General features: G+C 61.3%; 21 protein-coding genes. 14 read left to right on the forward strand and 7 right to left on the reverse strand.

The features are described 5' to 3' along the window. The 4 genes from DBR24_RS02175 to DBR24_RS02195 form a co-directional block, all read right to left on the reverse strand. Positions 1 to 244: DUF5629 family protein (locus DBR24_RS02175; protein ID WP_256591244.1), on the reverse strand; the 244-nt coding region annotated here is incomplete at its 3' end. Positions 245 to 410: 166 nt separating this feature from the next. Then, complete coding sequence (locus DBR24_RS02180; protein WP_128613762.1) at positions 411 to 1991, reverse strand: aldehyde dehydrogenase (NADP(+)); 1581 nt, start codon at positions 1989 to 1991, stop codon at positions 411 to 413. A 9-nt stretch (positions 1992 to 2000) separates the two neighbouring features. Then, on the reverse strand, positions 2001 to 2993 hold the full coding sequence (gene araD1, locus DBR24_RS02185) for an AraD1 family protein (protein WP_128613763.1): 993 nt from the start codon (positions 2991 to 2993) through the stop codon (positions 2001 to 2003). A gap of 154 nt (positions 2994 to 3147) precedes the next feature. After that, the gene (locus DBR24_RS02195) at positions 3148 to 4470 is read right to left on the reverse strand and encodes an MFS transporter (RefSeq protein WP_128613765.1); all 1323 of its coding nucleotides are present in this window, start codon (positions 4468 to 4470) and stop codon (positions 3148 to 3150) included. A 193-nt stretch (positions 4471 to 4663) separates the two neighbouring features. Between DBR24_RS02195 and DBR24_RS02200 the strand changes: the two genes are divergently transcribed. After that, entirely contained in the window at positions 4664 to 6400 is a 1737-nt protein-coding gene (locus tag DBR24_RS02200; protein ID WP_123467999.1) for an IlvD/Edd family dehydratase, read from the forward strand. Positions 6401 to 6585: 185 nt separating this feature from the next. Continuing rightward, entirely contained in the window at positions 6586 to 7305 is a 720-nt protein-coding gene (locus DBR24_RS02205; protein WP_123467997.1) for a FadR/GntR family transcriptional regulator, read from the forward strand. Between the two features lie 306 nt (positions 7306 to 7611). Here the strand turns inward: DBR24_RS02205 and DBR24_RS02210 are convergent, their stop codons facing one another. Next, positions 7612 to 9996, reverse strand: coding sequence for an RND family transporter (locus tag DBR24_RS02210; RefSeq protein WP_123467995.1), 2385 nt, complete (start codon positions 9994 to 9996; stop codon positions 7612 to 7614). Continuing rightward, on the reverse strand, positions 9993 to 11036 hold the full coding sequence (locus DBR24_RS02215; protein ID WP_123467993.1) for a YCF48-related protein: 1044 nt from the start codon (positions 11034 to 11036) through the stop codon (positions 9993 to 9995). The genes DBR24_RS02210 and DBR24_RS02215 overlap by 4 nt, the downstream gene beginning before the upstream one ends. A gap of 449 nt (positions 11037 to 11485) precedes the next feature. Between DBR24_RS02215 and DBR24_RS02225 the strand changes: the two genes are divergently transcribed. The 7 genes from DBR24_RS02225 to DBR24_RS02255 all read left to right on the forward strand — a co-directional run bounded on the left by DBR24_RS02225 (position 11486) and on the right by DBR24_RS02255 (position 16816). Continuing rightward, positions 11486 to 12076: an amino acid synthesis family protein gene (locus tag DBR24_RS02225; protein WP_128613767.1), complete on the forward strand. Its 591-nt coding sequence runs from the start codon at positions 11486 to 11488 to the stop codon at positions 12074 to 12076. 31 nt (positions 12077 to 12107) lie between these two features. Next, positions 12108 to 12941 (forward strand): alpha/beta fold hydrolase, encoded by an 834-nt coding sequence (locus tag DBR24_RS02230; protein WP_123467987.1) that lies wholly within the window; start codon positions 12108 to 12110, stop codon positions 12939 to 12941. Then, on the forward strand, positions 12938 to 14419 hold the full coding sequence (locus DBR24_RS02235) for an aldehyde dehydrogenase (RefSeq protein WP_128613768.1): 1482 nt from the start codon (positions 12938 to 12940) through the stop codon (positions 14417 to 14419). Before DBR24_RS02230 ends, DBR24_RS02235 begins: the two co-directional genes overlap by 4 nt. Before the next feature lie 12 nt (positions 14420 to 14431). Beyond that, a complete protein-coding gene (locus tag DBR24_RS02240; RefSeq protein WP_128613769.1) occupies positions 14432 to 14917 on the forward strand; it encodes a flavin reductase family protein in 486 nt (161 codons plus the stop codon). 133 nt (positions 14918 to 15050) lie between these two features. Beyond that, positions 15051 to 15440, forward strand: coding sequence for a carboxymuconolactone decarboxylase family protein (locus tag DBR24_RS02245; RefSeq protein ID WP_128613770.1), 390 nt, complete (start codon positions 15051 to 15053; stop codon positions 15438 to 15440). A gap of 58 nt (positions 15441 to 15498) precedes the next feature. After that, positions 15499 to 16251: a GntR family transcriptional regulator gene (locus DBR24_RS02250; RefSeq protein WP_116256671.1), complete on the forward strand. Its 753-nt coding sequence runs from the start codon at positions 15499 to 15501 to the stop codon at positions 16249 to 16251. 1 nt (position 16252) lies between these two features. After that, positions 16253 to 16816 carry an NUDIX hydrolase gene (locus tag DBR24_RS02255; protein ID WP_123467979.1) on the forward strand — a complete coding sequence of 188 codons (564 nt, stop codon included), beginning with the start codon at positions 16253 to 16255 and terminating at the stop codon, positions 16814 to 16816. Between the two features lie 120 nt (positions 16817 to 16936). Here DBR24_RS02255 and DBR24_RS02260 read toward each other — a convergent pair whose 3' ends face one another. Then, on the reverse strand, positions 16937 to 17233 hold the full coding sequence (locus DBR24_RS02260; RefSeq protein ID WP_128613771.1) for a DUF1330 domain-containing protein: 297 nt from the start codon (positions 17231 to 17233) through the stop codon (positions 16937 to 16939). Between the two features lie 68 nt (positions 17234 to 17301). On the opposite strand from DBR24_RS02260, the gene ribBA reads away from it, so the two are divergent. The 5 genes from ribBA to DBR24_RS02285 form a co-directional block, all read left to right on the forward strand. Then, positions 17302 to 18411, forward strand: a complete 1110-nt coding sequence (gene ribBA / locus DBR24_RS02265) for a bifunctional 3,4-dihydroxy-2-butanone-4-phosphate synthase/GTP cyclohydrolase II (protein WP_128613772.1) — start codon at positions 17302 to 17304, stop codon at positions 18409 to 18411. Between the two features lie 372 nt (positions 18412 to 18783). After that, complete coding sequence (locus DBR24_RS02270; protein WP_127652449.1) at positions 18784 to 19809, forward strand: ABC transporter substrate-binding protein; 1026 nt, start codon at positions 18784 to 18786, stop codon at positions 19807 to 19809. Next, entirely contained in the window at positions 19806 to 20750 is a 945-nt protein-coding gene (locus DBR24_RS02275; protein ID WP_177490400.1) for an ABC transporter permease, read from the forward strand. Before DBR24_RS02270 ends, DBR24_RS02275 begins: the two co-directional genes overlap by 4 nt. Before the next feature lie 6 nt (positions 20751 to 20756). Then, on the forward strand, positions 20757 to 21566 hold the full coding sequence (locus DBR24_RS02280; protein ID WP_025111627.1) for an ABC transporter permease: 810 nt from the start codon (positions 20757 to 20759) through the stop codon (positions 21564 to 21566). A gap of 17 nt (positions 21567 to 21583) precedes the next feature. Continuing rightward, positions 21584 to 21785 (forward strand): ATP-binding cassette domain-containing protein (locus DBR24_RS02285; protein WP_128613774.1); only part of this gene is annotated, 202 nt, incomplete at its 3' end.

Raw genomic sequence — 21785 nt, forward strand, 5'->3', positions numbered from 1 at the left:
GGTGTTCGCCAGTGGTTTTGGTGTCGCTGGCATAGCCAACGATCAACCAGCTCTGCAGGTCTTCGTCAAACGTCGCCGCTGCAACCTGCGCCGGCGTGAACTCCCAATGCTTGGCCGCGCGGCCGTCGATGCATTCGATGTGCAGGTTGTCGTCTTCGTCGAGGGCGAATTCGAAGGCATGCAGGCCGTCGATTTCCACCATACCGCAGTGTTCGAGGGCGTTGAGAAGGGTTTGGGCAGTCATGGCAATCAAGTCTTTCAGGGGGAAAACCGGCAATGATAGCTCATTGTGGGCGCAGAACCCTGTGGGAGCTGGCTTGCCAGCGATAGCAATGTGTCAGACACATCAATGTTGAAGGTGCCGTCCTCATCGCTGGCAAGCCAGCTCCCACAGGGATATCCGCTTTCAGTTACAACGCATCGCGTGAAGGCTTGCCATCCACCAAGCGCTGAATGCGCAGCGGGTTAGCGTTTTTCAGTGGCTCCGGCAGCAAGCTGTCGGGGTAGTTCTGGAAACACACCGGGCGCAGGAAACGGTCGATGGCCAGCGTGCCGACTGAGGTGCCGCGGGCATCGGACGTCGCCGGGTATGGGCCGCCATGCACCATCGCATCGCACACCTCGACACCGGTCGGATAACCATTGAGCAGGATCCGCCCGACCTTTTGCTCGAGCAACGGCGTCAGTTCCGGGAAGCGTTCGAAATCCGCCTGCTCGCCGATAATCGTCGCCGTCAGTTGCCCGTGCAAGCCGTTCAACGCGGCACTGAGTTGCGCTTTGTCCGCGACCTCGACGATCACCGTGGCCGGGCCGAACACTTCTTCCTGCAGCACTTCGTCGCCGTCGATCAACAGGCTGACATCAGCCTTGAACAACTGCGGTTGCGCCTGATTGCCCTGCTGCGGATTACCCGCCAGATGCTCGATGCCGGGATGCGCGGCCAGCTTCTGCAAGCCTTTGCCGTAGCTGCCAAGGGTGCCGGCGTTGAGCATGGTTTGCGCCGGTTGATCGCCGATCAAGGCGCCGACCTGCTGCACGAAAGCCGTGAACTGCGGCGAACGAATACCAATGACCAGACCGGGATTGGTACAGAACTGACCGCAGCCCTGCACCACCGAAGCGGTCAGGTCACGGGCGACCGTTTCCGAGCGTTCGGCCAGTGCCTGCGGCAGGACGATCACCGGGTTGATGCTCGACATCTCGGCGAACACTGGAATCGGTTGCGCACGCGCAGCGGCCATGTCGCACAGCGCACGTCCGCCCTTGAGCGAACCGGTGAAACCTACCGCCTGAATTGCCGGGTGCTTGACCAGCCACTCACCCACGCCGCCACCGTAGATCATGTTGAATACGCCGGCCGGCATCGCGGTTTTTTCTGCGGCACGGATCAACGCATCGGCCACTCGCTCAGCCGTGGCCATGTGGCCGCTGTGGGCCTTGAATACCACCGGGCAACCGGCGGCCAGTGCCGCCGCGGTGTCGCCGCCGGCGGTGGAAAACGCCAGGGGGAAGTTGCTTGCGCCAAACACCGCTACCGGGCCGAGACCAATACGGTATTGGCGCAGATCCGGACGCGGCAGTGGCTGGCGATCCGGCAACGGCAGGTCAATGCGCGCACCGTAAAAATCACCCCGGCGCAGGACTTTGGCGAACAGACGCATCTGCCCGCTGGTGCGTCCGCGCTCGCCTTGAATACGTCCGGCGGGCAATGCGGTTTCCCGGCAGACCAGCGCGACGAAATCATCACCGAGCGCATCCAGTTCATCGGCGATCGCGTCGAGAAACTGTGCACGCCGTTCAGCACTAAGGCTGCGGTACGCCGGGTACGCCGCCGCAGCGGCCTGGGCGGCGGCAGTGACTTCCTGCTCGGTGGCCTGGATGAATGCGTAGGGCAGGTTTTCACCGGTCGTGGCGTCAACGCTGTGCAGTTTGATGTCGCCAGCCGCGCTGCGCTGACCGCCGATGTAGTTGTGACCGAGAATCTGCGTCATGGGATCTCCTTAAAGGGTGCCGATGCTGTTCGGTTGAAATGCCGCTGCAACCGGTGCGATACCGTTGACCAGCGGAGCGCCGAAGTCGGCCTGGCTGATTTCAAATACATCGCCCGGCCGGCTGCGAATGCCATCGGCGAACGACAGGGTCGCGGTGCCGAAGAAATGAATGTGCACGTCGCCCGGACGCAGGAACTGGCTGTATTTGAAGTGGTGGTACTCGAGGTTGGCGAGGCTGTGGCACATATTGGCCTCGCCACTGAGAAATTCGCTCTGCCACAGCACTTCGCCGTCGCGCAGGATGCGACTGGTGCCTGCCAGATGTTGAGGCAATTCACCCGTGCGAAGTTCCGGGCCGTAGCTGCAGCTGCGCAATTTCGAATGCGCGAGGTACAGGTAATTCTTGCGTTCCATGACGTGGTCGGAGAATTCGTTGCCGACCGCGAAACCCACGCGATAAGGCTTGCCATCGTGGCCGATGACGTAGAGGCCAGCCATCTCCGGTTCTTCGCCGGCGTCCTCGGCAAATGGCGGCAGCGGGAATGGCTGGCCCGGACGCACGACGATGCTGCCATCGCCTTTATAGAACCATTCCGGCTGCACGCCGGCCTGCCCTGTTTGCGGTTTACCGCCCTCCACGCCCCATTTGAAGATGCGCATGGTGTCGGTCATCGCCGCTTCGTCGCCAGCCTGCTGGTGCATCTTGTCCCGCGCCGAGGCGCTGCCCAGGTGCGTCAGGCCGGTGCCGCTGACCAGCAGGTGCGCCGGGTCCGGGTGATCGAGCGGAGGCAGGATGCGCAGGTCCTTGAGTAACTGCGCATAGTCATGGCTGCCACCGAGGCCGAGCGTGTGCACATGCTGCTCAAGGGTCGCGCCGGCTTCGATCGCGGCCAGCGCCAGATCGCGCACGCTGCGGGCGTCCCGCACTTCGCGGACCAGACCGTTGTCGACCACGCCGACGCGGCGTTCGCCGTTGGTTAATTCGAATTGAACCAGATGCATGATTTTCTCCTATTCCCTCTAAAAAACACCGCAGATCCCCTGTGGGAGCGAGCTTGCTCGCGAAAGCGGTGTCTCAGTCACTCACAATGTTGAATGTGATGGCCTCTTCGCGAGCAAGCTCGCTCCCACAAGGGATTTGCGTCGCTTCCAGCATTCAGGTTCGGGTGGCGCCGCGTGCGCTGGCGGCAAATTGGTCGGCTGGCAGCACATGCTTGCGTTCAAGCACGCGATAAACCACACCGGTCAACATCAAGCCGAACACCATCACCCCGCTGAGGAAATACAACCCCGAACCCAGATTGCCGGTGTACTCCTTCAACGCCCCGATCACGAACGGCCCGATATAGCCGCCGAGGTTGCCCACCGAATTGATCAACGCGATCCCTGCCGCCGCACTGGCGCCGGCGAAGAACCGCCCCGGCAATGTCCAGAACACCGCCGTGCAGGAAAACAGCGCAAATGCCACCAGGCACAGCGCCGCCAGTTGCGCCAACGGCACCGACAGCCAGGCACTGAGGAACAGGCCGATCGCACCCAACACATAGAGCACCGCCAAGTGGCCGTAGCGATCGTTCATCCGATCAGAACTGCGCGGCACAATCAGCAGGCCGACGATGCCGAAGATGTACGGCACCGATGAGACGAAACCGGTCACCAGGTCGCTGCCGCCAAACTGTTTGATCAGCGTCGGCAACCACAGACCGAGGCCATAAATGCTCAGGGTCACCGGCAGATAAAACAGCGCCAGCAGCAACACGCGTTTGTCTTTCAAGGCATGCAACGGGTTGCCGTGACGGGTCTGGCCGTATGCCTGCAAATCCTTTTTCAGCTCGCCGGTCAGCCAGTCTTTCTCGCTTTGATCCATCCATTGCACCTGCTGCGGGCCGTCCGGCAGCCAGCGCAGTACCGGCCAGGTCAGCAGGATCGCCGGCGTACCGATGACGATGAACAACCACTGCCAGCCGTGCAGACCGAGGATGCCATCCATGCCCAGCAAGCCGCCGGACACCGGGCCGGTGATCATCATCGCGATCGGTTGGGAGAGGATGAACAGGCCGAGGATCTTGCCGCGATGGCGCACCGGGAACCATTGGGTGATGTAGTAGAGAACGCCGGGAAAGAAGCCCGCCTCCGCCGCGCCGAGCAGAAAACGCATGACGTAGAAACTGTGCGGGCCCTGAACGAAGGCCATGCCGATGGTGATCGCACCCCAGGTGATCATGATCCGCGCAAACCAGCGCCGTGCGCCGAAGCGTTCAAGCATCAGGTTGCTGGGGATTTCCAGCAGGAAGTAACCAATGAAAAACAGCCCGGCACCCAGGCCATAGGCCGCATCGCCAATGCCGATATCGGCGCCCATGTGCAGCTTGGCGAAGCCGACGGCGGAGCGATCCACGTAGGCAATCAGGTACAGCAGGATCAGGAAGGGAATCAGTTTCAGCGTGATGCGGCGAATAAGCCGCAATTCCTGGCTCATGGGGTCGGTCTCCGATTGTTGTTTTTATAGAACCTCAGGGGACGCCTCTCACTGAAAACCGCCAGGGCCATCCCCCTGTCGAAAACGACTATATAGTATTACTAATTACCCAACAACACTTCCAAATGGCCGATTTTGCGCTTATGTTAAGCCGAAGCTGGAACACTATAGTCATACAATAAGAGAATCGATCATGTCTGATAAGAAACCCACCCTGCGCTCGGCCCAATGGTTTGGCACTGCCGACAAGAACGGCTTCATGTACCGCAGCTGGATGAAGAATCAGGGCATCGCCGACCACCAGTTCCACGGCAAGCCGATCATCGGCATCTGCAACACCTGGTCGGAACTGACCCCGTGCAACGCGCATTTCCGCCAGATCGCGGAGCACGTCAAACGCGGGGTGATCGAGGCCGGCGGGTTCCCGGTGGAATTCCCGGTGTTCTCCAATGGCGAATCGAACCTGCGCCCCACCGCCATGCTCACTCGTAACCTGGCGAGCATGGACGTTGAAGAAGCAATTCGCGGTAACCCGATTGACGGGGTGGTGTTGCTGACCGGTTGCGACAAAACCACCCCGGCGCTGCTGATGGGCGCGGCCAGCTGCGACGTGCCGGCCATCGTCGTCACTGGCGGGCCGATGCTCAACGGCAAGCACAAGGGCAAGGACATCGGTTCCGGCACGGTGGTCTGGCAACTGAGCGAACAGGTCAAGGCCGGCACCATCACCATCGACGATTTCCTTGCGGCCGAGGGCGGCATGTCACGCTCGGCGGGCACCTGCAACACCATGGGCACGGCATCGACCATGGCTTGCATGGCCGAAGCACTCGGCACGTCCTTGCCGCACAACGCGGCGATTCCGGCGGTGGATGCGCGGCGTTATGTGTTGGCGCACATGTCCGGCATGCGCGCGGTGGAGATGGTTCGTGAGGATTTGAAACTGTCGAAGATCCTCACCAAGGAGGCCTTCGAAAACGCCATTCGGGTCAACGCGGCGATCGGCGGCTCGACCAACGCGGTGATCCACTTGAAAGCCATCGCCGGCCGCATCGGCGTCGAACTGGATCTGGACGACTGGACGCGTATCGGGCGCGGTACGCCGACTATCGTCGACCTGCAACCGTCCGGGCGTTTCCTGATGGAGGAGTTTTATTACGCCGGTGGTTTGCCGGCGGTGCTGCGCCGTCTCGGTGAGGCCAATCTGATTCCCAATCCGAACGCGCTGACCGTCAACGGCAAGACACTGGGCGAAAACACCAAGGACGCGCCGATTTACGGTGAAGACGAAGTGATCCGTCTTCTCGACAACCCGATCCGCGCCGACGGCGGCATCTGCGTGTTGCGCGGCAACCTGGCGCCACTCGGTGCCGTGCTCAAGCCGTCCGCCGCCACCCCGGAACTGATGCAACATCGCGGCCGCGCCGTGGTGTTCGAGAACTTCGACATGTACAAGGCGCGGATCAACGATCCAGAGCTGGACGTGGATGCCAACTCGATTCTGGTGATGAAGAACTGCGGGCCGAAGGGTTATCCGGGCATGGCCGAAGTCGGCAACATGGGCTTGCCGGCCAAGCTGCTGGCGCAGGGCGTGACCGATATGGTGCGCATTTCCGATGCACGCATGAGTGGCACGGCGTACGGCACGGTGGTTTTGCACGTGGCCCCGGAAGCGGCGGCCGGCGGGCCTCTGGCGGCGGTGCAGGAAGGCGACTGGATCGAACTCGATTGCGCCACCGGGCGTTTGCATCTGGACATTCCGGATGCCGAACTGGCGGCGCGCATGGCCGATCTGCAGCCACCGCAGCAACTGCTGGTGGGCGGCTACCGTCAGCTGTACATCGACCATGTGCTGCAGGCGGATCAGGGCTGCGACTTTGACTTCCTGGTCGGTTGCCGAGGGGCTGAAGTGCCGCGCCATTCTCACTGATCACACAAATCCCTATGGGAGCGAGCTTGCTCGCGAAGACGGCGGTACATTCAACTGTAATGTTGTTTGATCCATCGCTTTCGCGAGCAAGCTCGCTCCCACAGTTGTTCTTTACCCGCCTCAAGATTGTGCCGTGCCTGCTATGATGCGCGGCATCTCCATCGCTCAGGATTGCCCCGCTCCCCATGGATTACCGCAAACCTTCCGACCGTAAAAGCATGCACTCGCGCATTGTCCAGGAACTGGGCATGCAGATCGTCTCCGGACGCTTTTTGCCCGACGACAAACTGCCCGCCGAAGCCTTGCTCTGCGAGGAATACGCGGTCAGCCGGCCGGTGTTGCGCGAAGCCACACGGGTGCTGGTGGCCAAGGGTCTGGTGTATTCCAAACCACGGGTCGGAACCGTCGTCAAAGCGCGCCGCGAATGGCACATGCTCGACCCGGACGTGCTGCACTGGCTGATGCAGAGCAGCCCGCAGAACGAATTCTTCAATGTGCTGACCAGCGTGCGCAGCATCATCGAACCGGCCGCTGCCGCCCTCGCCGCCCAGCATGCGACCGAGGCCGACATTGCGGCGATTGGTGAGGCTTACCAGCGCATGGAAGCGGCGCCGACACCGGAAGCCTTGCTGCAACCGGACCTCGACTTCCACAGCCGGATTGCCGATGCGACGCACAATGATCTGTTGGCGAACCTGTGCAACATGTTGTCGGTGGCGATTGCCGAGGCGTTGAAGCACTCGAATCAGCGGCCGAATCTGCATGAATTGGCGTTGCCTCGGCACAAGGCGATTTTGACGGCGATTGAGAATCGTGATGCCCTTGGTGCTCGGCATGCGACGTTGGTGCAACTGGATGATGCTCGCAGCGCATTGAGTGCTGTGCTTGGCGCTGAACTTACTTAAGACTTGAGATCTTCTGCCCTCACCCTAGCCCTCTCCCAGAGGTAGAGGGGACCGATTGGGGGATATTTAAGAACTACGCCGACTTGAACGATCTGCTGTGAATCCATAACCGACTCGACATCTCAAGTCGAACGATTTGCTGTGATTCCATAATCGACTCGGTGTTTCAGGTCGATGTATCAAGCCGCACACCTCGGTCAGTCCCCTCTCCCTCCGGGAGAGGGCCAGGGTGAGGGGCTGTTGATCTTGAGCCACAAAAAAAGCCGCAACCCTAAGGTTGCGGCTTTGTCGTTTCAGCCCTTCAGATCAATGCGCAAACAGCGAATTGCCCTTCTGCCCCGCCAGTTTCTCCGGCTTGATCAGGAACTTCGCCAGTGCCGGCAGCAGCCACAGCGCGCCGAACATGTTCCAGAGCAGCATGAAGGTCAGCATCAGCCCCATGTCGGCCTGGAACTTGATCGCCGAGAAGATCCAGGTGCACACGCCGATGGCCAGGCACAAACCAGTGAACAGCACGGCTTTACCGGTGGATTTCAGGGTCTGGTAATAGGCTTCCTGCAACGGCAACCCTGCGCGCAGGAAACTTTCCAGGCGGCTGTAGATGTAGATGCCGTAGTCCACGCCAATCCCCACACCCAGTGCCACCACCGGCAAGGTCGCGACCTTCACGCCAATGCCCATGAACGCCATCAGCGCGTTGCCGAGTACCGAGGTCAGCACCAGCGGCAGGACGATGCACAGCGTCGCCGCCCACGAACGGAAGGTGATCATGCACATTACCGCCACGCAGATGTACACCAGGATCAGGATGGTCAGCTCGGCCTGCTTGATGACTTCGTTGGTGGCCGCTTCGATCCCGGCGTTACCGGCCGCGAGAATGAACTCCAGACCGTCCTTGTTGTTGGCCTTGGCGAATTCCTGCACCGCATGCACCGCGCGATCCAGGGTTTCAGCCTTGTGATCGTTGAGGAACACCAGCACTGGCGCCAGCGAGCAACTGTTGTTGTACAGGCCATCGGCGCGGGCAATCGAGTTGTTCAGTACGTCCGGGTTGCGTGACAGGGTTTCCCATTTCAGGTTGCCCTCGTTCATGCCCTTGATCATCTGCTTGGACACCGTCACCAGCGAGATCGCCGACTGCACGCCCTCGGTGTTCTGCATCTTCCACATCAGCTCATCAATCGGCGCCATGGCCTCAAAGCGCGAGCAACCTTCAGCCTTGGTCTTGACCATCACCACCAGCACGTCGGAACTGGTCGAATAGTTGTTGATGATGAAGTTGTTGTCCTTGTTGTAGCGCGAGTCCGGCCGCAGCTCCGGCGCGCCTTGGTCGAGGTCGCCGATTTTCAGGTTCTGGCTGTACCAGAGGCCGCCGCCGAACGCGATCAGTGCCAGCACCACCGAGATGCGTGCGACTTTCGGGTTGGCGAAGTTCGACAGCAGGCGCCAGAACGGATGTTCGCGGTTCGCGTCTTTCTTGCTCTTGGCGATGGCGCGTTTGCTGATGCCGACATAGGAAATGGCGACCGGCAGCAGGATCAGGTTGGTGAACACGATCACCGCCACGCCGATTGACGCGCCGATGGCCAGTTCGCGAATCACGCCAATGTCGATGATCAGCAGCGTGATGAAGCCCACCGCGTCGGCGAGAATCGCGATCATCCCCGGCAGGAACAGTTGCCGGAAGGTGCGCCGCGCGGCGGTCAGGGCGTTGTCGGCCTCACTCGATTGCAGGGCGATACCGTTGATCTTCTGCACGCCGTGGGAAATACCGATGGCGAAGATCAGGAACGGCACCAGCATCGAATACGGGTCGAGTCCGAAGCCGAAGAAGTGCATCAAGCCAAGCTGCCAGACCACCGCGACCAGCGTCGTACTCAACACCGCAATGGTGCTGCGCAGGCAGTTGGTGAACCACAGCAGCAGGATCAGGGTGATGACGAAGGCGATGCCGAAGAACAGCACCACCATCACCAGACCGTCGATCAGGTCGCCGACCTTCTTGGCGAAACCGACGATGTGGATCTTGACGTTGGGGTTCTGCGCTTCGAACTTGTTGCGGATCTTGTCTTCGAGCTCATGGGAGAACTTGCGATAGTCCAGGGCCAGCAACTTGCCCTGGTCTTCCGGGTCCGGGTAGGACTCCAACAGCGGGATATCGACGATGCTCGACTTGAAGTCGTTGGCCACCAGACGCCCGACTTGCCCGGACTTGAGCACGTTGTTGCGCAGCAGGTCGAGGCTGTCCTGAGAACCGTTGTAGCTCTGCGGGATCACTTCGCCACCGGCAAAACCTTCTTCGGTCACTTCGGTCCAGCGTACGCTCGGGCTCCACAGCGACTTGAGGCCAGAACGGTCGACGCCGGAGATGTAGAACACCTCGTCGTTGATCTGCCGCAGGGTCTCCATGTACTCCTTGGAGAAGATGTCGCCGTCCTTGGCCTCCACCGAAATGCGCACGGTGTTGCCCAGGTTCGCCAGATCGTTGCGGTGCTCCATCATCTTCTCGATGAACGGATGCTTGAGCGGGATCATTTTTTCGAAACTGGTGGACGGCCGGATCAGCGTGGCCTGCCAGAACAGGAAAATACTCACCACCAGGCAGATCAGAATCACCGCCGGGCGGTTGTTGAAAATCAGGCGTTCGAGAAACGTCGCCTTGTCCTGCTGAGGAGTGATCAAGGAAGTCATAGCCCCGCCTTCTTATTATTGATCTCGGCACCGTTCGGCAGCGTGGTGTGGACACCGCCCTGCCCGGTCAGAATCAGGTTGCCGTCACCGGCAGCGGTGACCGATGACAGCGAAATACGATCCGGGCGGTTGAACACGCTGAAGGTTTCGCCGTTGTCGCTGCTGCTGATCACCGAACCGCCGTTACCGACGATCACGATCGAGCCGTCTTCGAGCAGGGTCGCGCCGGACAGGCCGAATTCCAGCGCACCGCGTGCGGCTTTCAGCTCGACCTGCTCCCAGGTGCTGCCGAAGTCGGTGGAGCGATAGAGGTTGCCGCGCAAGCCATAAGCCAGCAGGGTCTGCGGTTGCGCCGTGCCGATCGCGCCGAACAGCGAACCTTCGTACGGGCCTTCGAGTTTTTCCCAGGTCTGGCCCCAGTCGGCGGAGCGAAACATGCTGCCCGACTCGCCGACGATGAACAGCCCGGCATCCTTCACCGCCGCAATGGCGTTGAGGTGGAACTGGTCTTCGTTGTCGAGGCGGTCACTGACGTCTTCCCAGTGCTTGCCGCCGTCGGTGGTTTCCAGCAGCGCGCCGTAAGCGCCCACGGCCATGCCGCTGTTGACGTCCTTGAACCAGACGTCGAGCAGCGGCGATTCACGTTTGAGGTCTTCGAATTGTTTGCTCCAGGTCAGACCGCCGTCTTCGCTGGCAAGGATCTGCGCGTCATGGCCGACGGCCCAGCCGTGTTTGTCATCGACAAAGTACACCGCCGTCAGCAGTTGCCGGGTCGGCACCTTGGCCTGGGTCCAGGTCTTGCCCTGATCGTCGGAATAGAGAATGTGTCCGCGATCACCCACCGCCACCAACCGGGTGCCGGCGTGGACGACGTCGAGTATCAGGCTTTTCGCGGCTTTGGCTGATGCGGTGGCGTAAACCACGTCGGCCGGCGCTTCGGCAGCGCTCACAGGTGCCGACAAGGTGGCAAAGCCCAGCAGCGAGAGTGCTGTGGCCAGCAACGCGGTGTTGCGTAACGCCGGCGGGCGGCAACGACTCATAAACCTTCCCCTATTTATTATTGTTAGGCCATGTGGCCTTCAAGGGCGCCGCAAGTGTGCTCCGCTGACGGCTGGTCAGAAGCATAGTCCTGAAACCCGCAATCCAGAGCCACTTCGGAAGCTGGCTCATCCTATCGGGCTTTCGAAACGTCTGACAATCGGCGCCACGTTATCTTTTGTTAACCGAAAGCGGCCCTCTGTAACGAATAAATTTCCCTGTGGGAGCGAGCTTGCTCGCGAAAGCGGTGGATCAGCCAATAAAGAGGGTGACCGTTACGCCGCCTTCGCGAGCAAGCTCGCTCCCACAGGGGTTGGTGGTGGTTGTGGGATTTGAATACATGACCATTCGCCGGGGTGATGCGGCAAAAGTCATCGAGGGGACTTGCACGATCGGTATTATGGTATACCATCAGACGCACAGACACTCTCAATCCCCCACGGAGCAGCTCATGAGTTTCGAAATTCGCAAGATCGTCAGCTATGTCGAAGAAACCTTTATCGAAGGCGGCAAGGCAGCTGACAAGCCAGTGACCATGGTCGGCCTGGCGGTGGTGATGAAGAACCCTTGGGTGGGCAACGGTTTCGTTGAAGACCTCAAGCCGCAGATCCGCGCCAACTGCTCCGACCTCGGCGCACTGATGGTCGAGCGTCTGGTCGGCATCATTGGCGGTGCGGAAAAAATCGAGGCCTACGGCAAAGCGGCTGTGGTCGGTGCCGACGGCGAGATCGAACACGCCTCCGCGGTGATCCACACCCTGCGCTTCGGCAACCACTACCGCGAAGCGGTCAAGGCCAAGAGCTACCTGAGCTTCACCAACAAGCGCGGCGGTCCGGGCACCTCGATTCAGATCCCGATGATGCACAAGGACGACGAAGGCCAGCGTTCGCACTACATCACCCTGGAAATGCAGATCGAAGACGCGCCGCGTGCCGACGAAATCGTCGTGGTGCTCGGTTGCGCCGACGGTGGTCGCCTGCACCCGCGCATCGGCAACCGCTACATCGACCTGGAAGAACTGGCTGCCGAAAAAGCCCAGTAATCACAATAAAAAGGCATTGCAGGAGCGCTCCATGATTCGGCTCACCGCTGAACTCACCCCGGCGGGCACCAGTTACCTGGCGACCGGCCAAGGCCAGCCCGTGGTTTTGATCCACGGCGTGGGCCTGAACAAAGAAATGTGGGGCGGCCAGATTGTCGGCCTGTCCAGCCAATACCGGGTGATCGCCTACGACATGCTCGGCCATGGCGCCAGCCCGCGCCCGGCCAGCGGCACCGCGCTGCTGGGTTACGCCGATCAGTTGCTGGAGTTGCTCGATCACTTGAATCTGCCCCAGGCAGCGGTGATCGGTTTCTCCATGGGCGGTCTGGTTGCGCGGGCCTTTGCCCTGCATTACCCGGAGCGCCTGCAAAGCCTGGTGGTGTTGAACAGCGTGTTCAACCGCAGCGAAGAACAGCGTGCCGGCGTGATCGCCCGTACCGCGCAAGCGGCCGAACATGGTCCTGACGCCAACGCCGAAGCGGCGCTGTCGCGTTGGTTCAGCCGCGAATATCAAGCGGCCAACCCGGCGCAGATCGCGGCGATCCGCCAGACCCTGGCCGGCAATGATCCGCAAGGCTACCTGACCACCTACGAACTGTTCGCCACCCAAGACATGTACCGCGCCGACGACCTGGGCAGCATTCAGGCGCCGACGCTGATCGCCACTGGCGAGCTCGATCCGGGTTCGACCCCGGAAATGGCCGAGCAACTGGCCCGACGCATCCCCGGTGCGAAGGTTGCGGTGCTGGCCGAGCAACGGCATATGATGCCGGTAGAGTCGCCGCGCCTGGTCAACCAGACGCTGCTGGAATTTCTCGAATACGCACACGCCCGACAAAACCATATAAAGGGGATCGTTGCATGACACTCGCACGCTTCCAGATGTGCATCGGCGGAGAATGGGTCGACGCCCTCTCCGGCAAGACTTTCGAAAGCCTTAACCCTGCTTGCGCGCAAGCCTGGGCCGAACTGCCCGACGCAGATGAAGCGGACGTCGAACGCGCCGTGCAAGCAGCGCAGACGGCCTTCGACAGCCCGGCCTGGCGCGGCCTCACCGCCACCGCACGCGGCAAGCTGCTACGGCGTCTCGGTGATTTGATCGCCGAGAACAAGGAACAACTGGCGCAGCTGGAAAGCCGCGACAACGGCAAGCTGATCCGCGAAACCCGTGGCCAAGTCGGCTATCTGCCGGAGTTCTTCCACTACACCGCCGGTCTGGCCGACAAGCTCGAAGGCGGCACCCTGCCGCTGGATAAGCCGGATCTGTTCGCCTACACCGTGCACGAAGCCATGGGCGTAGTCGCGGCGATCATTCCGTGGAACAGCCCGCTGTACCTGACCGCGATCAAACTGGCCCCGGCCCTCGCCGCCGGCAACACCATCGTGATCAAGCCGTCCGAACATGCTTCGGCGACCATCCTCGAGCTGGCACGCCTGGCCCTCGAAGCCGGAATTCCGCCAGGCGTGGTCAACGTCGTCACCGGTTACGGCCCGAGCACCGGCGCCGCCCTCACCCGCCATCCGCTGATCCGCAAAATCGCCTTCACCGGCGGCGCGGCCACAGCCCGGCATGTGGTGCGCAGCAGCGCCGAAAACTTTGCCAAGCTGTCGCTGGAACTGGGCGGCAAGTCACCGAACATCATCTTCGCCGACGCCGATCTGGACAGCGCGATCAACGGCGCGATTGCCGGGATCTACGCGGCGTCCGGGCAGAGTTGTGTGTCCGGTTCGCGCCTGTTGGTGCAGGACGAAATCTACGACGAATTCGTCAACCGACTGGTCGAACGCGCTCAGCGCATTCGCATCGGCAACCCGCAAGAGGACCACAGCGAGATGGGCCCGATGGCCACCGCGCAACAACTGGCGGTGGTCGAAGGGCTGGTCGCTGATGCCATCGCTGAAGGCGCGCGTTTGCGCACCGGCGGCAAGCGCCCGACCGATCTCGGTGAAGGCTGGTTCTACGAGCCGACGCTGTTCGAGTGCGACCGCAACTCAATGAAGATCATGCAGGAAGAAGTCTTCGGCCCAGTGGCTTCGGTGATTCGCTTCAAAGATGAAGCCGAAGCACTGGCGATCGCCAACGACTCGCAGTTTGGCCTTGCCGCCGGCATCTGGACCCGCGACCTGGGCCGCGCCCATCGCCTGGCCCGCGACGTGCGTTCGGGGATCATCTGGGTCAACACCTACCGCGCGGTGTCGGCGATGGCACCGATCGGCGGCTTCAAGAACAGTGGCTATGGACGCGAAAGCGGCATCGACTCGGTGCTGGCCTACACCGAACTGAAAACGGTGTGGATCAACCTCTCTCAGGCGCCGATGCCTGATCCGTTTGTGATGCGCTAGGAGTACCGCGACATGATCGAACCCGGCATTTACAAAGACGTGATGAGCTCGTTCCCGTCCGGGGTCACGGTGGTCACCACCCTCGACCCGGACGGCGGCATCGTCGGCATCACCGCCAGCGCCTTCAGTGCGCTGTCGATTGATCCGGCACTGGTGCTGTTCTGCCCCAACTACGCCTCCGACACCTACCCGGTGCTGCGCGACAGCAAGAAATTCGCGATCCACTTGCTGTCCGCCGACCAGACCGCCGAGGCCTACGCCTTCGCCGGAAAAGGCAAGGACAAGGCCAAGAACATAGAGTGGCACCTGAGCGAACTCGGTAACCCGATCCTCGCCAAGGCCACGGCGATCATCGAGTGCGAATTGTGGCGCGAGTACGACGGTGGTGACCACGCGATCATCGTTGGCTCGGTAAAGAACCTGATCCTGCCGGCGCAACCGGTGACGCCGATGATCTACCACAAAGGCAAGCTCGGGCCGTTGCCGACCCTGGCCTGAGACAACAATGCACAACCCTGTGGGAGCGAGCTTGCTCGCGAAGGCGTAGTGTCAGTCGACATCAATGTTGAACGTAATGACGCTTTCGCGAGCAAGCTCGCTCCCACAGGGGATGGTGTGGTGAGGAGGAATGATGAATAACGAAAAGTACGAAAAAGGCCTGAAGATCCGCACGCAAGTGCTCGGCGAAGCTTATGTACGGCGTTCAATAGAGAACGCCGACGACTTCACCCGTCCGTTGCAGGAAATGGTCACTGAATACTGCTGGGGCCATGTCTGGGGTCGCGAGGGCTTGTCGCTCAAGGAGCGCAGCATGATCAACCTGGCGATGATCTCGGCGCTGAACCGTCCGCATGAACTCAAGCTGCATGTGCGCGGCGCCTTGCGTAACGGCCTGAGTCGTGAGCAAATACGCGAAATTCTGCTTCAGGTCGGTATTTATTGCGGCGTCCCGGCAGCCGTGGACAGTTTCCGGCTCGCCCGTGAAGCCTTCGCCGAAGCCGACGCCGAGGCCTCCAGTTAACCCCTCGGCTGTTTAGATGCCCGTCTGGCATGGACAGCCAACTTAAAGAGCGGACCCCATGAAACGCCAGCCACTCGACGACAGCTTCAAGGTCAATCGCAACCCCGTTACCCTGCGCGAAATCGTGCTGGATAAACTGCGTAGCGCGATCATGAATTTCCAGCTCATGCCAGGGGATCGTCTGGTGGAGCGCGATCTGTGCGACCGCCTCGGTGTCAGCCGCACGTCGGTGCGTGAAGCCTTGCGTCACCTCGAATCCGAAGGCCTGGTGGAATTCGCCGATGCCAAGGGCCCACGGGTGGCGATCATCACTCTGGCCGATGCGGTCGACATCTATGAGCTGCGCTGTGTGCTTGAAGGCCTGATCGTCCAGCTGTTCACCCTGCGCGCCAAGGCCAAGGACATCAAGGCCCTGGAAAAAGCCCTCGACGACAACCGCAAGGCGCTCAAGGACGGCGAACTGCAACAGGTGATCGACTCGGTGCAGGGCTTCTACGACGTACTGCTCGAAGGCTCGGGCAACCATGTTGCAGCCACGCAGCTGCGCCAGTTGCAGGCGCGCATCAGCTACCTGCGCGCGACGTCGGTGTCCCAGGAAAACCGGCGCGGCGCGAGTAACCACGAAATGGAAAAAATGGTCGAGGCGATCAAGAGCGGAGATCCGCTGGCGGCGCACCAGGCTTGTGTCGATCACGTACGCGCCGCCGCAGCCGTGGCCCTCGACTACCTCAAGCGCAAACAGGAAGAAACCGGCGCCACGCCGAACATCACCCTGCCGATCGCGCTGAAAGAACCGCGTATAGGGCACTGATATGTTCAGCCCGAGCTTTTGCCCGAAATGCGGTGGCCCTGACCTCGGTCAGCAGGTGCCGCCGGGCGATACGCACGAGCGCCTGATGTGCCGCGCCTGCGGCTACATCCACTACGTCAATCCGAAGATCATCGCCGGCTGCATCATCGAGCAGGACGGCAAATACCTCTTGTGCCAACGGGCGATCCCGCCGCGCCCGGGCACCTGGACGCTGCCGGCCGGCTTCATGGAAAGCGGCGAAACCACCGAACAGGCGGCGCTGCGCGAAGTCTGGGAAGAAAGCGGCGTGCGTGCGGAAATCATCTCGCCGTACTCGATTTTCAGCGTGCCGACGATCAGCGAGGTGTACATCATCTTCCGCGCCATCGCGCTGGAGATTACCGGGCAGTATGGGCCGGAAACCCTTGACTACAAATTCTTCGCCCCCGAAGACATCCCGTGGGAGCAGATCTACTACCCGGCGATCCGGCAGATCCTCGAGCGTTATATCGAGGAGCGTCAGGCCGGGGTGTATGGCATCTACATGGGCAATGATGACAGCGGCAAGATCCACTTCATCCGCTGATCACGCAGCCTGTTCTTTGCAGGAGCGAGCCTGCTCGCGATTGCGCTGTGTCAGTCGGTGGAAATGTTGACTGATAAAAAGCTATCGCGAACAGAGTATCTACAGGGGGTGTGGTGTTGCTTAGAGTGGGGCGATGCCTTCGACGATGATGATTTCCGCCCTCGCCCATTCCTCGCGATAACGTTTCGCCTCCTGATACGCCGCCGAGTGGTAGCACGCCAGCGCCTGCTCGTAGCTCTCGAACTCGATCACCACGCTACGCTGAGGGGTAGGCCTGCCCTCCAGCGCTTCGCTGCGCCCGCCCCGGGCTAAAAACTTTGCACCGAACTCGGCGAACGCCTGCGGCGCACGCTGGGTGTATTGGCTGTAGTGCTCGGCATCGGCGACATCCACGTGGGCAATCCAGTACGCCTTCATAGTGACCTCTTTGTTGATTTTGTATTATGGTATACCAATATATTTCCAACGAACCCTGAGAGTCCAGCATGGCCTTCAACAGCATCGAAGAAATCATCGAAGAGTATCGTCTCGGCAAAATGGTCTTGCTGGTCGATGACGAAGATCGGGAAAACGAAGGCGACCTGCTGCTGGCCGCCGACTGCTGCACGCCCGAAGCGATCAGCTTCATGGCCCGCGAAGCGCGCGGGCTGATCTGCCTGACGCTGACCGACGAGCATTGCCAACGCCTGGGCCTGGAACAAATGGTGCCTGCCAACGGCAGCGTGTTCAGCACTGCGTTCACCGTGTCGATTGAAGCGGCGATTGGCGTCACCACCGGCATCTCCGCCGCTGATCGCGCGCGTACGGTCGCGGCCGCTGTGGCCAAAGACGCCCGTGCCGAAGACCTGGTGCAACCCGGCCACATCTTCCCGCTGCGCGCCAAGGAAGGTGGCGTGCTGACCCGCGCCGGCCACACCGAAGCCGGTTGCGACCTGGCACGCCTCGCCGGTTTCACCCCGGCCTCGGTGATCGTCGAGGTGATGAACGACGACGGCACCATGGCCCGCCGCCCGGACCTGGAAGTGTTCGCGCGCAAGCACGGGATCAAGATCGGCACCATCGCCGACCTGATCCACTACCGCCTGAGCACCGAGCACACCATCGAACGCATCGGCGAACGTGAGTTGCCCACCGTGCATGGCACCTTCCGCCTGATCACCTTTGAGGATCGCATTGAGGGTGGCGTGCACATGGCGATGGTCATGGGCGATCTGCGCCGTGAAGAGCCGACGCTGGTGCGCGTGCATGTGATCGACCCACTGCGCGATCTGGTCGGCGCCGAATACAGCGGGCCGAGCAACTGGACGCTGTGGGCGGCACTGCAACGGGTCGCGGCTGAAGGTCATGGGGTTGTGGTGGTGCTGGCCAATCACGAATCGTCGCAGGCGTTGCTCGAGCGCGTGCCACAACTGACTCAGCCGCCGCGACAGTTCAGTCGTTCGCAATCGCGGATCTATTCGGAGGTGGGCACCGGGGCGCAGATTCTGCAGAACCTTGGGGTTGGCAAGCTGCGGCATCTTGGGCCGCCGCTGAAGTATGCGGGGTTGACGGGGTATGACCTGGAAGTGGTCGAGAGTATTCCGTTCACTGAGTGAAGCGGCCCTCACCCCAGCCCTCTCCCCGAGGGAGAGGGAGCCGACCGAGTTGTTGGCCCGTTATCCATCGACCTGAGATACCGAGCCGAACTCAGGTTTTGAACAGCCTCCGATCGGCCCCCTTTCCCCTCTCCCATTGGGAGAGGGCTGGGGTGAGGGGCTGGATCTGCAGTGCACCCTTCATCTCATGCCGAGCACATCCAAAAATCCATAATCAACAGATAACCGGTAAGGCAAAGTGCTTGCACAAAGTTTGGAATACCATAATATGATATTCCATAGACCGGACGACCTGAAACCGCCCGTCTACTGCTCCCGACAGGCGGGCAACAACGCAAGCCCGCTCAAAAACACAACAATGAGGGCGTAAAAATGGTGTTGAACAAAGCTGCAACCGCAATCCTTTTTGCGGGACTGCTGAGCGTGACCGGCCAGGCCGCGATGGCCGCCGAGAGTGTGAACTTTGTCAGCTGGGGCGGTAGCACCCAGGATGCGCAGAAACAGGCGTGGGCCGATCCGTTCAGCAAGGCCAGCGGCATCACCGTGGTGCAGGACGGTCCGACCGACTACGGCAAACTCAAGGCCATGGTCGAAAGCGGCAACGTGCAGTGGGATGTGGTCGATGTCGAAGCCGACTTCGCCCTGCGCGCAGCGGCTGAAGGCCTGCTCGAACCCCTCGATTTCAAAGTCATCCAGCGCGACAAGATCGACCCGCGTTTCGTCAGTGATTACGGCGTCGGCTCGTTCTTCTTCTCCTTCGTCCTCGGCTACAACGAGGGCAAACTCGGCGCCAACAAGCCCCAGGACTGGAGCGCCCTGTTCGACACCAAGACCTACCCCGGCAAACGCGCCCTGTACAAATGGCCAAGCCCCGGCGTGCTCGAACTGGCGCTGCTGGCCGACGGTGTGCCGGCTGACAAGCTCTACCCACTGGATCTGGATCGCGCCTTCAAGAAACTCGACACCATCAAGAAAGACATCGTCTGGTGGGGTGGCGGCGCGCAGTCGCAGCAACTGCTGGCCTCCGGTGAAGCGAGCATGGGCCAGTTCTGGAACGGTCGGATCCACGCCCTGCAGGAAGACGGCGCGCCAGTCGGCGTGAGCTGGAAGCAGAACCTGGTCATGGCCGACATTCTGGTGATTCCAAAGGGCTCGAAAAACAAGGACGCGGCGATGAAGTTCCTGGCCAACGCCAGCAGTGCCAAAGGCCAGGCCGACTTCTCCAACCTGACCGCCTACGCCCCGGTCAACGTCGACAGCGTGGCGCGCCTGGACTCGGTGCTGGCCCCGAACCTGCCGACTGCCTACGCTAAGGATCAGATCACTCTTGATTTCGCGTACTGGGCCAAGAACGGTCAAGCCATCGCGACACGGTGGAACGAATGGCTGGTCAAATGAAAATGGCGGCCACTGCGTCCCGTCCCTCCACTGCCACCGGGAGCGCCGCGAGCGCTGCCGGTCCGGCCACAGGCAAGGCGAGTGCAATGGCGCAAGCCCCGTCCCTCAAACAACGCTGGCGCGGCGCCGGCAACCTCGTACCGGCACTGCTGTTCCTCGGCCTGTTCTTTCTTGCGCCGCTGATTGGCCTGCTGTTGCGCGGCGTGCTCGAACCGACCCCGGGCCTTGGCAACTATGAACAACTGTTCGCCAACTCGGCGTACGCCCGGGTGCTGCTCAACACCTTCTCGGTGGCCGGACTGGTGACGATTTTCAGCCTGTTGCTCGGCTTTCCGCTGGCCTGGGCGATCACTTTGGTGCCACGCGGTTGGGGGCGCTGGATCCTCAACATCGTGCTGCTGTCGATGTGGACCAGCCTGCTCGCCCGCACCTATTCGTGGCTGGTGCTGCTGCAAGCCTCGGGGGTGATCAATAAGGCGCTCATGGCCATGGGCATCATCGATCAGCCGTTGGAAATGGTGCACAACCTGACCGGCGTGGTGATCGGCATGAGCTACATCATGATCCCGTTCATCGTCCTGCCGTTGCAGGCAACCATGCAGGCCATCGACCCGATGATCCTGCAGGCCGGCTCGATCTGCGGCGCCAGCCCGTGGACCAACTTCTTCCGGGTGTTCCTGCCGCTGTGTCGGCCGGGCCTGGCGTCTGGCGGGTTGATGGTGTTCGTGATGTCGCTCGGTTACTACGTCACCCCGGCGCTGCTCGGCGGGGCGCAGAACATGATGCTGCCGGAGTTCATCATTCAGCAGGTGCAATCGTTCCTCAACTGGGGCCTGGCCAGTGCCGGCGCCGCATTGCTGATCGCGATCACCCTGGTGCTGTTCTACTTCTACCTGAAGCTTCAGCCGGAGTCCCCGGTTGGCGCCAGCAACGCGAGGTAAGCCGAGATGCTCCTGACTCCCAATGCCATGAGCCGGCGGATGCGTTTCGGCTTGTATGCAACCACCGGACTGATCGGTCTGTTCCTGCTGTTGCCGATCGTGTTCATTGTCCTGTTGTCGTTCGGCTCCTCGCAGTGGCTGGTGTTCCCGCCGCCGGGCTGGACGCTGAAATGGTACGGCCAGTTCTTCTCCAACGCCGACTGGATGAACGCCGCGGCGGCCAGCCTCAAGGTGGCCGTGCTGACCACGATCTGCGCGGTGGCCCTCGGTTTGCCGACCGCGTTTGCGCTGGTACGCGGGCGTTTTCCTGGCCGGGAAATGCTCTACGGCCTGTTCACCCTGCCGATGATCGTGCCGCTGGTGATCATCGCCGTGGCGGTATACGCGCTGTTTCTCAAGCTCGGTTACACAGGGACGATGTTCGCTTTCGTCGTCAGCCATGTGATCGTCGCGCTGCCATTTACCATCATCTCGATCATCAACTCGCTGAAGCTGTTCGATCAGTCGATTGAAGACGCCGCGGTGATCTGCGGTGCCTCGCGCCTGCAAGCAGTGTTCAAGGTGACGTTCCCGGCAATCCGTCCGGGAATGGTCGCCGGCGCCCTCTTCGCCTTCCTCGTTTCGTGGGACGAAGTGGTGCTCAGCGTGATGATGGCCAGCCCCACCCTGCAAACCCTTCCCGTGAAAATGTGGACCACTTTGCGCCAGGACCTGACCCCGGTGATCGCCGTCGCTTCGACGCTGCTGATCGGCCTGTCGGTGTTGGTCATGGTGATCGCCGCCGCCCTGCGCCGGCGCAACGAAATCAGCGCCTGAGCGCCCAGGAGTACGACATGAGTGCCGTGATCAAAGACGCATCCCAGCAGAACGACAAACCCCTGGTCAGCCTGCGTAACCTGAACAAGCACTACGGTGACTTTGCCGCCGTGGACAACATCTCGCTGGACATCAAGGACGGCGAGTTCCTGACCTTTCTCGGCTCCAGCGGCTCGGGCAAAAGCACCACGCTGTCGATGCTCGCCGGCTTCGAAACAC

This window comes from Pseudomonas sp. HMWF006, from assembly GCF_003061205.1.
Lineage (GTDB): Bacteria > Pseudomonadota > Gammaproteobacteria > Pseudomonadales > Pseudomonadaceae > Aquipseudomonas > Aquipseudomonas monsensis.